This is a genomic window from Collinsella sp. AM29-10AC (assembly GCF_003469085.1).
Lineage (GTDB): Bacteria > Actinomycetota > Coriobacteriia > Coriobacteriales > Coriobacteriaceae > Collinsella.
In genome coordinates this window covers 46,858-57,368 of sequence record NZ_QSKB01000017.1, presented here as the reverse complement: position 1 = coordinate 57,368, position 10,511 = coordinate 46,858, and the positions used below count along the sequence as shown (strand labels likewise).

Annotated in this window: 14 protein-coding genes; 2 read left to right on the top strand and 12 right to left on the bottom strand. The window is 56.7% G+C overall.

Annotated features, from left to right (window positions below; all coding sequences use genetic code 11):
• Positions 1–201, top strand: a 201-nt coding sequence (locus tag DW754_RS10970; protein ID WP_158562941.1) for a hypothetical protein, incomplete at its 5' end; no start/stop codon positions are given.
• A 61-nt stretch (positions 202–262) separates the two neighbouring features.
• Here DW754_RS10970 and DW754_RS06930 read toward each other — a convergent pair.
• The 8 genes from DW754_RS06930 to DW754_RS06895 form a co-directional block, all read right to left on the bottom strand.
• A complete protein-coding gene (locus tag DW754_RS06930) occupies positions 263–739 on the bottom strand; it encodes a DUF86 domain-containing protein (RefSeq protein WP_117758893.1) in 477 nt (158 codons plus the stop codon).
• Entirely contained in the window at positions 696–1,067 is a 372-nt protein-coding gene (locus tag DW754_RS06925; RefSeq protein ID WP_117758894.1) for a nucleotidyltransferase family protein, read from the bottom strand. The genes DW754_RS06930 and DW754_RS06925 overlap by 44 nt, the downstream gene beginning before the upstream one ends.
• Positions 1,068–1,168: 101 nt before the next feature.
• Positions 1,169–1,522, bottom strand: coding sequence for a nucleotidyltransferase domain-containing protein (locus DW754_RS06920; protein ID WP_117758895.1), 354 nt, complete (start codon positions 1,520–1,522; stop codon positions 1,169–1,171).
• Between the two features lie 3 nt (positions 1,523–1,525).
• Positions 1,526–1,798, bottom strand: coding sequence for a nucleotidyltransferase family protein (locus DW754_RS06915; protein WP_255413253.1), 273 nt, complete (start codon positions 1,796–1,798; stop codon positions 1,526–1,528).
• 125 nt (positions 1,799–1,923) lie between these two features.
• Complete coding sequence (locus DW754_RS06910) at positions 1,924–2,523, bottom strand: hypothetical protein (RefSeq protein ID WP_117758897.1); 600 nt, start codon at positions 2,521–2,523, stop codon at positions 1,924–1,926.
• Position 2,524: 1 nt separating this feature from the next.
• Complete coding sequence (locus DW754_RS06905; RefSeq protein WP_117758898.1) at positions 2,525–3,853, bottom strand: hypothetical protein; 1,329 nt, start codon at positions 3,851–3,853, stop codon at positions 2,525–2,527.
• A gap of 58 nt (positions 3,854–3,911) precedes the next feature.
• Positions 3,912–4,634, bottom strand: a complete 723-nt coding sequence (locus tag DW754_RS06900) for a hypothetical protein (protein WP_117758899.1) — start codon at positions 4,632–4,634, stop codon at positions 3,912–3,914.
• A gap of 16 nt (positions 4,635–4,650) precedes the next feature.
• A complete protein-coding gene (locus DW754_RS06895; protein ID WP_117758900.1) occupies positions 4,651–5,175 on the bottom strand; it encodes a DUF3850 domain-containing protein in 525 nt (174 codons plus the stop codon).
• Between the two features lie 198 nt (positions 5,176–5,373).
• On the opposite strand from DW754_RS06895, the gene DW754_RS06890 reads away from it, so the two are divergent.
• Positions 5,374–6,609 (top strand): hypothetical protein, encoded by a 1,236-nt coding sequence (locus tag DW754_RS06890; RefSeq protein WP_117758901.1) that lies wholly within the window; start codon positions 5,374–5,376, stop codon positions 6,607–6,609.
• Positions 6,610–6,619: 10 nt separating this feature from the next.
• On the opposite strand, the gene DW754_RS06885 is transcribed toward DW754_RS06890, so the two are convergent.
• Genes DW754_RS06885 through DW754_RS06870 form a run of 4 tightly spaced genes read right to left on the bottom strand, consistent with a single transcriptional unit; the run spans position 6,620 to position 9,913 of the window.
• Positions 6,620–7,426 carry a helix-turn-helix domain-containing protein gene (locus DW754_RS06885; protein WP_117758902.1) on the bottom strand — a complete coding sequence of 269 codons (807 nt, stop codon included), beginning with the start codon at positions 7,424–7,426 and terminating at the stop codon, positions 6,620–6,622.
• Positions 7,426–7,728, bottom strand: coding sequence for a hypothetical protein (locus DW754_RS06880; RefSeq protein WP_117758903.1), 303 nt, complete (start codon positions 7,726–7,728; stop codon positions 7,426–7,428). Before DW754_RS06880 ends, DW754_RS06885 begins: the two co-directional genes overlap by 1 nt.
• 9 nt (positions 7,729–7,737) lie before the next feature.
• Positions 7,738–8,550: a hypothetical protein gene (locus DW754_RS06875; protein WP_117758904.1), complete on the bottom strand. Its 813-nt coding sequence runs from the start codon at positions 8,548–8,550 to the stop codon at positions 7,738–7,740.
• Positions 8,543–9,913 carry a replicative DNA helicase gene (locus tag DW754_RS06870; RefSeq protein ID WP_158561632.1) on the bottom strand — a complete coding sequence of 457 codons (1,371 nt, stop codon included), beginning with the start codon at positions 9,911–9,913 and terminating at the stop codon, positions 8,543–8,545. The genes DW754_RS06875 and DW754_RS06870 overlap by 8 nt, the downstream gene beginning before the upstream one ends.
• Positions 9,914–10,511 lie beyond the last annotated feature (598 nt).

Here is a 10,511-nt window from a genome sequence, read left to right as displayed (position 1 = left end):
CAGTGGCGCACCTACAAGTGCGAAGCGTGGCTCGACGCGGACGAGGCGAACGCTGCGACGGCATCCGAAATTGATGTCTCTGGGCGCTCGTGCTCGCGAGCACGAGCTGGCAGCGCAGTAAAGCTAGCCATGGATACGGTGCGTTACATCCGCTGGAGCGAGGTCGTCTCGGACGGCGTGGTGGGCGTCAGGAGGAAGTAAGTAAAGGGGCCAGAGATATTATCTCTGGCCCCTTATCGTTTTAATGGGTTGATTAGTGCCCTTAAGGGCGATTGCCGTCTTGCGGAATGCGTCCATCAGCACCATCGCCGACAATCGGATCGAGAGCGCCGAAATACCCGAGGATGTCTTCTTCGATGTCCTCCTCAACCACAAGCGTGGACTCATACTCACGGCGGATATCATCGTTTTTGAGGAGGGTCTGCTTGAGCTTGGGAGCCTCCTCGTTGACGACATCCCATACGATATCGTAATCGACATTAGCGTAGACATGCACAATGATGTTTCGCATTCCCCTAATTTGCTGCCATTCGATATCGGGAAAATACCGGCGGCACGTCTCGGGACTGATTTTGGAGACGAGTTCGCCTATTTGCGAAACCGAAATGAGAAAAGAGTCCCTAATGTAGGGGCTGTGTTGCCATAGGCTCTCATCGACATCGAAATAGTCGAGCTTCCCTGCAATATCATCGCATCTAAGCAGCATTTGATGGAATATCTCGATTTCTGGCTCTGTCATATATGAGTCTCCCTTCCGTTTTGAGGTTGTATACGAACCTGTCCGTGGCGCCCTTCAGCTTCACCGTGACATCGACATCCCTTCCGAGCGCCGAGGCAAGTGAGTCGAGCAAGGACAGGTAGTCTGAGGATGCGCAGGTCGAATCGAGGCCGAGGAAAAAATCAACGTCGGACGCATCTGTCTGCTCACCTCGCGAGAACGAGCCAAATAGAACCGCTTTGACCACGCATGGGTAGTCGGAAAACACTGCTCGGGCGCGGCTTGCGGCATCCGCAAGCGTATTCACGGGGATTGATGGGTTCTCGCAATCTTCAACAAGATATTTCAAGGTGGCACCTCCCTTGGTACTATCAGGGTATCAGTTCTATTCTACTTGTTCCCCAACCGTAGGCGGCGAATAGCAGATTTCCGTAGTAATCCTCGTATGCGTTAAACTGTTCCATAGAGAACCACACCATCTCGGTCTACGTCGCATGCGAACTCGTTTCCGGCTTTCAGACCGGCTCTGAACTCATCGACGTTCAGGACGAGAAAGTCCAAGTCGCGAGCGAGTCCCCATAGCTCCCCATCGGCTGCAAGCGAGTATTCCTTAAGCTCACATCCCTCAAGGGCGGAAAGACAGAGAATGTCGTAGTCGCTATATTCATCGGCTTCGCCGCGAGCCCGAGAGCCGTAGGCGATGATGACGATCGGCTCACCAGCGCGCAGGATTCCTTCGATGATGAAGTCGATATCTTCCTGCGAAATCTGAAGGGTGTTTCGCGCCTCTTCAAGTGTTCTCATACTCTATAGCTCCCTACTGTAGATGATGCGTCCTTCTCTATTCAGGTTCTCGATGAAACCGCTCTGGGCTCCGCAGAGAGTCGCCAGCATGTCTACGTCCCGTCCAAGCCTCTCGGCCAAGTCGAGGCCGATGCCGACGACTTCGAAGGCCTTCTTGCTGTCGACCTGGAGAAGCAGGTCGACGTCGGAGGAGCCCGTCTGCTCGCCGCGTACGAAAGAGCCGAACATGGCAGCTTGCTTCACCGAAGGATGGGAGCCGAGTACTTGGCGGACGATTTCCTTGGCCTCGGCGTAGTCCTGAACAGGGGGCGCAGGATTATCGGAATCTTCAACGAGATATTTCAGGGCGGTACCTCATTAAACGGTGGACGTGACAGCATCCTTCGCTGAATCCTATGAAATCACGGCCTGACATAGGCGGCAAATTGGCGGAGCTCGTCATCGTCCATATCGTCGAAGTGCAGCAGCTCCGCCAACGCAGCCCTCTGTTCCATCAGGTACCTGCAGCTCGGAGACTTGGAAATTGTCTCTAAGATGGTCTCGGGAGCAAGAGACGGGAAATCCATGCCTCTGGGGGCAACAAGGGAGATAGGGCCATTCGCTTCAAAATTCTCGGGCGCATGAAGACGGATATCGAAGCCATCGATGGATAACTTGGAAACACCCGCATCCCCTAGACCCCGCAAGACGAGAAAGTCCAACCCGTACGGAACTGCATTACTGTCGATTCCAAGGGCGACGAGCGCGGCCTCGTGGATCGCGACCAAATCGCTTTTATCGATCATCAGTTTCTTGCAAAGGCTCGCCATTATCTCGTTCAGGTGTTCCTTGGTCATTTCGATTCGGGTGAACGACTTTTCGAAGGATTCCCGCTTTCGCTTGAGCTGCTTTCGAAGCCTGTCGATGTTGATGCTTTCAGGTCGCTTGATTTGGTTCCGCTCACAAGCCCATGGATAAAGGTACGTAGCAACATAATCTACACCCCTCCTTGATTCGGTCATCTTACTTGTTGACCCAACCCCAGACGGCTTCGTGGTGGATGGTCTCGGTCCATGCTTCCTGATCGGTTACGGTGACGGTGACCTCCTCATACTTGGGCAGGCATCCGTACTGGAGTCCGTTATCCCAACAATACTCAGAGCAAGCATCTTCGTTATCAAAGAGGGTGCCATCCGTTGCGCGGTATTGGACGCCAACCTTTTTCTTCTGGGTCTCGGTGTGGGTGACGGCGGGGTGGTAGATCTGCTCGTCCCAAGCGGGGGTTACGATTGCCCAGACCTTCTCGGACTCAGCGGGCTTGGAGGGTTTGGAGCTGCCGGATCCCGAGCCGCTGCCGGAGTTGCCGGAGTTGTCGGGCTTGGATGCGGGCTTGTCGGTCTTGTTCGAGCCGGAGGGCTTGGAATCGCCCTTGTTCGAGCTCGAGCCAGAGCCCGAGGACGGCTTCGAGTCATTCTTGTTGGAGCTGGAACTGGAGCCGGAGGGCTTGGATGCGGGCTTGGAATCGCCCTTGCCGGATGAGCCGTTTGCCGCGCCGGCCTGCTGGACGGTGGAGCTGCTGGGTTTGGATACGGGTGCGCTGACCGTGCTGGCGTTCGGGTTCTCGCGCTTGGCCTCGATGAGTTTCTTGGCGGCGGCACGCTCCTCCTCGGGGAGATTTTCGATTGCCGCGTCCACTGCCGCATCGTCGGTCATGTCGACCTTGGTGAGGCTCACCTTGACCGAGGCTCCCTTGCCCTCGACGACGAAATCAACCGCGTCCGGCACCAGCCAGGTGGTCTTGCCGTCCTTGGCGGTGGGGATAGAGGTGACGTTCAGGGCGTAGGCACCCTTCGGTAGGTCGACGGAAGCCTCCTTGCCCGGCTTGATATCCCCCTTGGCGGCGGACTCGCCGTCGGCATCGACGATCTCGTAGGAGAACTCGCCGTCCCCCTCGCTCCAGCCGTCGGCCGTAAGCGTCACGGATGCGGGATAGGTCTTGGAGTCCTTCTTGCCGACGATGGATGCGACGGGTGCGTTGTCGGGGATGTTCACGGCCTCGTGGTTCAGCGATAGGCCGATGCCGAGTGCCGCGACGATGGCGAGCGCTACGCCGCCTGCTACGAGCTTGCGCTTCAGGCCACTCGGACGCCTGGGTGTCTGGGAGTCATCGGCGGTAGCGTCCAGGTCGGGTGCCACGGCATCTTCCAGGTCTTTGGCAAGCGGAAGCTCGGTGGTGACATCTGCGGCGATGGGGTTATCGGGGGTATCCATGAGTTGGGTTTCCTCGTTATCGGCGTTGAGATTGTCGGAGCTGTCGGGGTTGATGTTCTCGGGATTCATGTCGGTGTTCATGGCAGTTTCCAATCTGGTCTAGATATCAAGTGATTATAGGCTTCTGCGGGGACAGGGCTTAGATGATGGCCATGTCGTGGCTGATCGGGCTGTACTGGTAATGGGGCAGGAAGTACTTGAGCGGCAGGCAGCGGCCGTAGGCCAAGCGGTACGACAGGGCTGCACGCTTGTAATGGCGGACGATGAAAGCGTGGTCCTCCTTCAGGCGCTCTACGCGGGCCTTGACGACCTCGTCCTTCAGGAACAGCTCTTGCGGCATCTGGATCATCTCGTAGTGGTCGAGGGAGGCATATTTGTAAGGCTTTCCGGCAAGACGGGTCGCACCCGCCAGGGTCTCGACTGCGCTGATGTAGGCGTGATTCTCCGTGATGAACGCGAAGCCGTGCTTGTCAGGCGAGGAGACGGGGCAGCATTTAATCGTCTTGGTCATGCGCTCCTTGCGCGTCAGATCGGATCTCTTCATCCAGACGGTGGGCATGTGGAGGTCGTTGCCGTCTTCGCCGTAGAGTTTCACGAGAATCTCGCGGCGGTACATCACGCGGTTCACCATGATGCAGAAATCCTCGATCTTCTTGGGCATGTGGCGGCGCCCATGCCTGTAGGCGTACTTGATGGAGCTACGGTCGAAGCGCCACCAAGCATTCGGGTTCGTCTTCGCGTTCCATACATTGAATGCGCGGAAGTGCAGCATCCGCTTGCAGACCATGAAGTAGATATAGGCGAACAGAAGGATGCCGGCCACGTTATAGGGGTCGGAGAGGAAGAGGGTGATGGCTTGCATGGGGCACTCCTTGAAGTCAGCAGCCGCGCGGTCGCTCTGTGCTGGACGCCGCCTCGGTGGCTACCTCGGCGATGCTGTCAAGACTGGGCTGGGCGTGACGTTTCGTATACGGGGAATCATAACCCTGGGGATAGGCGGTGTCGAAGAGATCTGCGTAGGCGTCGAGCGGATTCTCAACTTTCTGCCCGTTGTTGGCCATCCTATCGATCTCGGAACGGAGGGTGTCCATGATGGCTTTCTCGCGGATGAGTTCCAATGAGAGCGTCACATAGCCCTCCTTCAGCCCCTTGCCGTACATGGCGAAGGTGACCCTGTAGAATCGATTCTGGAGCGCCTCGCGCTCGTCATCGGTGGTCATGGAAAACTGGACATCCGAGGACTGCATCGGCAGCACGCTAAAGCGTAGGTAGTCCCCCGTGTTGTAGCCGCGTCCGTTCAGGCGCGTTATCGCCTTGAGGCGACCATCCATCAAAGGGGCCACGAACTGTTCGCGCATATTGACCGTATGCAGCCGGATTTTCGGCTTATTGAAATCTGACATTGTCAATCTCCTGTCCGATGCGTCTTGGGGAAACGCATCTATCTATCGATTACGACTCTTATGATAACAAAAGTATATCACCCCGTCAATATGGATAAGGATTATCGGCCGGCCGTTTGACTTCTTTCGTCCCGTCCGCCTCGATTTCGCGTTCGGTAGATACCTTGATAAATAGATTTGCGATATTAGGGAGGCATCATGCCGAAAAACGATAGCCAGAACACCACTCTGCTCGGCGGATTCGACTTTCTGAAGAAACTCGGATTGGGTCGCGTGAAGAGAATCGATCCGGTCGATTCCGATCTGCAGACCGTGCAAAAGGGACAAGTCATCGGCATCGTCTCGAAAGACCGAAAGGATAAAATCGAGAAGACGGTCATCAATATCCCCTACTCGAGTGTCATCTCCTCCACGGCTGCGGTGCGTCGAGACGGGACACCCGTGACGAGCCGATATGGACAGGAGATGTCGCGAATCGTGATCCGCCTGCCGCGCAAGATGGAGCTGGATGGCTACAGCATGGACGGGCTTCGGGTCGAGATCATCAATCCCGACAAGTACCTCGAGCGGGCGGAGAAGACGGGTATCCTCCAGGCCTCCTTCAACGACTCGCGACCCTTGAAGCTCAGCGGCTTCAAGGACGGTCGCGCCATCGAGCTGACCGTGGGGCAGGATAAAATCGGGACTTTCGTCTCGAACCTCGAGAAATGCTGCGAAGAGCTCATCAACATCCCGAAGAGTAAGGATGCAAAGACATTTGATAGAGATGCCGATGTGCCCGCGGCCTCGGCGAGTCGGAAACCTGAAAAGCTGGCGGTCGCGAGCGCATTGGGTGCGACCCGGGCCGATGAGAAGAAGACCGATCCGGGCAAGACGCCCTTCAATGGGCAATATCTCGGAACCAGGAAGATCGATAAGGATGTCGCGTTCGACAATCCGAAGGTCATCATCCCGTACGGCAACATCGTCGACAGCGAGACCATGACCGATAAGGACGGTAAGACGAAAACCAATCAATACGGTCAGGTGCTCAATTCGGTTACCTTCTCGGTGCCTCATGGCGTCGCGGTCGATGGCTACGGTCTCGGCGGCTTTACCGCCAAGGTGGTCGTAGTAGACAAATACCTCGACCGCGCCGCGAATGAGGGATCTCTCCAGATTATGCTCAATGGAAGGTATGACTTGAAGCTGTCCCGTGACGATGGCGGTAAGAATACCTATGTGACCATCGGGCGAGACAAGATCGGGGAGTTTGCCAAAGCGCTCCGTGAGAAGTCGAACACCGCGCACGAGGACAATAAGAATAATAAGAATAATAAGAAAAAGGAAAAATCTCTTGATGAGATGATGGGCGACAAGAATGAAGAGGCCTCCCTCATGGAGGCAGGTGCCGCGACAAGGGAGGCTACAGATAGAGAAACTGCCGACAGGTAGTGCGTTTTTTCTATCGGTTCAGGGATGGATAGACTTTTTCAAGTTTGGCGATGAGCCCCTTCACGGCTTCAATCGCAGCCGCCGGCGTTGCGTAGACCGACCAGATACCGGAGAGGAACACGGCTCGCTCGGTCGCGAGGTCGAAGGCAGCCTGCTCCTGCTCCGTCTCCAGCTCGATGCCGTCGGGGCCTGAAATGGAGAACGCCACGGCAACCTCCTGATTGGTGGGACCCGTGCAAATCGGGACGGCGTTTACCACCAGCGTGCGCATCGTGTCGCGATCGAGCGACGCGCTTGCGAGGTAGTCCTCGTCCGACAGGTTGGGACTCAGTACGCCGTCCAGTTCGTCCTCGATAAGCGTGATCGCCTTGTCCCTTTGCAGCTTCTGGTCAAGAATGCCATCGCCGTACTTCTTGGCCGCGTCCATCGAGTCGAACCGCTGGGCGAACAGCTCGCAGGCGGTGTCGCCCTCGAGGATTCCCAATTCGAATGAGCCGTCTTCCGCCTGCTCGATGCGGGCGACAAGGGAGCAATCATCCGCCGTGCGGTAGGGCACAATCCCGTCATCAATCCAATTGCCATCGTTCATGTCCGATTCCTTTCGCTTCAGCCCCAGCAGCCAATCCGCTGAGACATCCAGTTCCTTACAGATTTTGTATAGGACGACCGTTCCCGGCAGGCGCTTTCCCTTCACATAGTGCGAGACACTCGCCTGCGTCGCCCCAATCCTTCTGCCCAGCTCGCGCTGAGAGATGCCTTTGGCCGTCAAGGCGCGTTTCAAGCGCCTGTGCAGCCGGTTGGGTTCAATCTCGACCATTAGCTACTCCAAAGAACCTCCTGAGCCTCGTCCAGAAGCGCCGTCATGGCATCCTCCTCCGACTTGTACCCGTCAACGAACTCTTTCATCGGTCCGGCATTCCAATACCCGGAGCGCGTCGTTGAGCGGATATACGGACGCCACACAACGGAACCATCGTCCCGATTCTCCCTCTCGATGAAACCGGTGGTTACCCGCTCGGCGTTACCCGTGAACTTGAAAACCATGTGCCCATAGATGGTCCTCGTCGGTTCGACTAGGACCACTCGGGAACAGCGCGGCGTTTTCTTTTGAATCATCATGTATCTCCTTTATATTATTAGGGGGCGTTTGGCCTGCTCGAGGTAGGCAACGAGACTCCAAGGCTCTTTCATTGCCGCCGCTTGACAGCGCTCCTGACATTCCGCCCATTCCTCGTTATTCATGAGCGCGATACCGACCTGCTCGCCTCGTTTCGTGAGAAACATCAGGTAGCCATCGGTTACCACTTTGCGGGGAACCTCGCAGATGCGGGCTTTCCTCTTGTTGTTCGTCCCGTACATCAGCTGGGACGACAACACCGACCATTCCCCTGCCCCATGTCGGCGCATGCCTTTCGGTCCGTCATAAAGCCTATCCTCGGCGAGGAATACGACGCGGTCGCCTAATGCTACTCCGAAGCCCTCGCCATCCTCTCGCTCTTCCCAGCCCTCTCCTGGGCGCACGGTCAGCTTGTCTGCGAATAGCCAGAGATGGGAATCCACGGGACACCATCTATGCTGCTGTTCGTTGTAAACCTTTACGAACGACATCATGATCCGGTCGATGGGGGCATCCGGGTCATCGGTGGCGAAGCGGACGTCGGTGGCGATGCCGCTCAAGATATGGGCCTTCACCTTAATCGCACCGTCGGAAAAATAGCTCGTTCCGTTGTCTATCGCATCGCGAGTGCTTTCCGATTTGATTCGCAGGTTCTGAAGCGCGATGTTGCGCAGCGCCCACTGATACGCGAGAGCCTCGCGCGGTTTGAGAATCGGACGGTCGAGAAATGCAAAGCCCTCGTCGATGGTCTGTGCATGGGCATCCGATTCAAGGCAGCGACCGATGATCTTGTTCGAGTTGCGCTTGGTCTTCTTCTTACTCATCATGGGCCTCCTTTCTGGGTCCCACCTCGTAAAATTTCGTGCTCGTGGGGACGAACAGCATGTCGATCTCGCCTGTGGGGCCGCTGCGGTTTTTCGCGACCGACAGGATGACCTGCCTTGAACCCGATTTTTCGTCCGTGATTTCGTCCGGGTCGCGTGACAGGAATAGGACCGTGTCCGCGTCCTGCTCGATGGATCCCGACTCGCGAAGATCCGATAGGCGCGGCAGGCCCGGGTGGGCTTCGGCCTGGCGGCTCAACTGCGCCAGCGTGACCACGGGGACGCCCAGCTCCTTGGCGAGCACTTTCAGGCGGCGGCTTATTTCGCCGACCTCGACTGCACGGTTTTGGTACTTGGTGCCATCTGATACGGACGAGATGAGCTGGAGGTAATCGATCACAATCAGCCCGCGCTCTGCGCCGCGCATCATGCGGGCGGCGGTCGCGCGGATGTCCCCTATCGTGACGCTCGCCTTGTCCTCGATCTCGATGTCGTTGCCGGGGATATCGCAGCAGGCGGCCGCGATGGCATCCCATGAAGCCTTGGGAATGGTTCCCATGCGGAAATGGGAAATCGAGACGCCTGACTCAGCGCAGATGATTCTCTGGGCAAGTTCCTTGCCTGACATTTCGAGCGAGAAGATGCCGACCTTCACACCCTGGCGGGCGGCATTGAGCGCGAGGGTGAGAGCGAATGAGGTCTTACCGACGGCCGGCCTCGCGCCGACTACGATCAGCTGGCCTGCTCGCAGCCCTGCCAGCATCTCGTCCAGGGTTGCAAAGCCCGTGTTCACGACGGTGGAGTCCAAGGGGACGCTATCGAGGTTTCTGGCCTCGTCCACGGCTGCGGTGAGGAACGATGAGATGTGCCGATAGGGGCGCATATCGCGGCGCTCGGCCACCTGCGCGATCGAGCCCTCGACCTTCGAGACGAATGCCTTCATATCGGTCGGGGTCTCGTAGGCCTCGGCCTCAATCTCGTTCATCGCCGTCACGAGCGACCTTCGCCTCGAGGCATCGATGAGGCGGTCATATGCGGTCTGCCAGGACAGCAGTGGCATGTCGGACTCGAACATACGCCCGACGGTCTGCTCCCCGCCCGCGGCATCCAGCTCACGGTTGGATCTCAGGTAGTCGAGCAGGGATACGTCGTCAATCGGGTAGTTCGCCTCGTGCATGGCGCGGATGGCGCGGAACAGCGCACGATGGTCAGACTTGACGAAATCATCCTCGAGCAGCATCGGGAGAACGTCCTCGCGAACGTCCTTCGATCGCATGCAGGCCGTCAGGACAATCGTCTCCTGCTGCGGGGCAATGATGGAGCTTGCCGTTTGGGCTTTAGTTTCTTCGGTTTCAGTCGGCATGACGCGCACCATTTTGGAAACGGGATGCACGCGAACCGTATTGATTCTGGGGCATGTTGTCATCTTCCTGTTCTACAAGGCGCTTGGGGTACGCCTTGGTCGATATTAAGTATAACAGAAAGATAATGCGCCGTTAATCCAAAAAAGGAATAACGGCGCACCGAAAGGAGGTCACCAGTAATTGTAATACAAAAAAGACGCTTTCACTGAAAGCGTCTGGGGATTTTGTTTTTGGAATTGCGATTTGAAAAAGGAGATCACCTCCCGGTTGGCGTTCAAAACCAACCGAGAGGATATACTCCGCGAGTGATCCATCCTATGGGATGAATCCTCTTACCCAAACAGAGTGCCATTCATTGGGGTGCTAGAATCCCCTACTCGTTCGGTGTTTTACATAATAGGCGTGATTCCACATATGCGTAATGGGAATCTACGATTCATAAAGTGGCGACAATTGGCGGAGCGAGGGGACGGCTGGGCTTTGAGGCTCAATCGGGGAGAACGGATCCTCCGCAGCGGGAAAGACAGGGCATAAGGGCTATTCCTCAAAATTGAGAAAATTTCGATTTTGAGGAATAGCGGGGGGGGGGTTAGGTTC

Coding starts and splice junctions, on each gene's coding strand:
- DW754_RS06870 (WP_158561632.1), bottom strand. CDS start 9,913: ATGCCGACTGAAACCGAAGAAACTAAAGCCCAAACGGCAAGCTCCATC.
- DW754_RS06885 (WP_117758902.1), bottom strand. CDS start 7,426: ATGGTCGAGATTGAACCCAACCGGCTGCACAGGCGCTTGAAACGCGCC.
- DW754_RS06890 (WP_117758901.1), top strand. CDS start 5,374: ATGCCGAAAAACGATAGCCAGAACACCACTCTGCTCGGCGGATTCGAC.
- DW754_RS06930 (WP_117758893.1), bottom strand. CDS start 739: ATGACAGAGCCAGAAATCGAGATATTCCATCAAATGCTGCTTAGATGC.
- DW754_RS06905 (WP_117758898.1), bottom strand. CDS start 3,853: ATGAACACCGACATGAATCCCGAGAACATCAACCCCGACAGCTCCGAC.
- DW754_RS06910 (WP_117758897.1), bottom strand. CDS start 2,523: ATGACCGAATCAAGGAGGGGTGTAGATTATGTTGCTACGTACCTTTAT.
- DW754_RS06875 (WP_117758904.1), bottom strand. CDS start 8,550: ATGAGTAAGAAGAAGACCAAGCGCAACTCGAACAAGATCATCGGTCGC.
- DW754_RS06895 (WP_117758900.1), bottom strand. CDS start 5,175: ATGTCAGATTTCAATAAGCCGAAAATCCGGCTGCATACGGTCAATATG.
- DW754_RS06900 (WP_117758899.1), bottom strand. CDS start 4,634: ATGCAAGCCATCACCCTCTTCCTCTCCGACCCCTATAACGTGGCCGGC.
- DW754_RS06920 (WP_117758895.1), bottom strand. CDS start 1,522: ATGAGAACACTTGAAGAGGCGCGAAACACCCTTCAGATTTCGCAGGAA.
- DW754_RS06880 (WP_117758903.1), bottom strand. CDS start 7,728: ATGATGATTCAAAAGAAAACGCCGCGCTGTTCCCGAGTGGTCCTAGTC.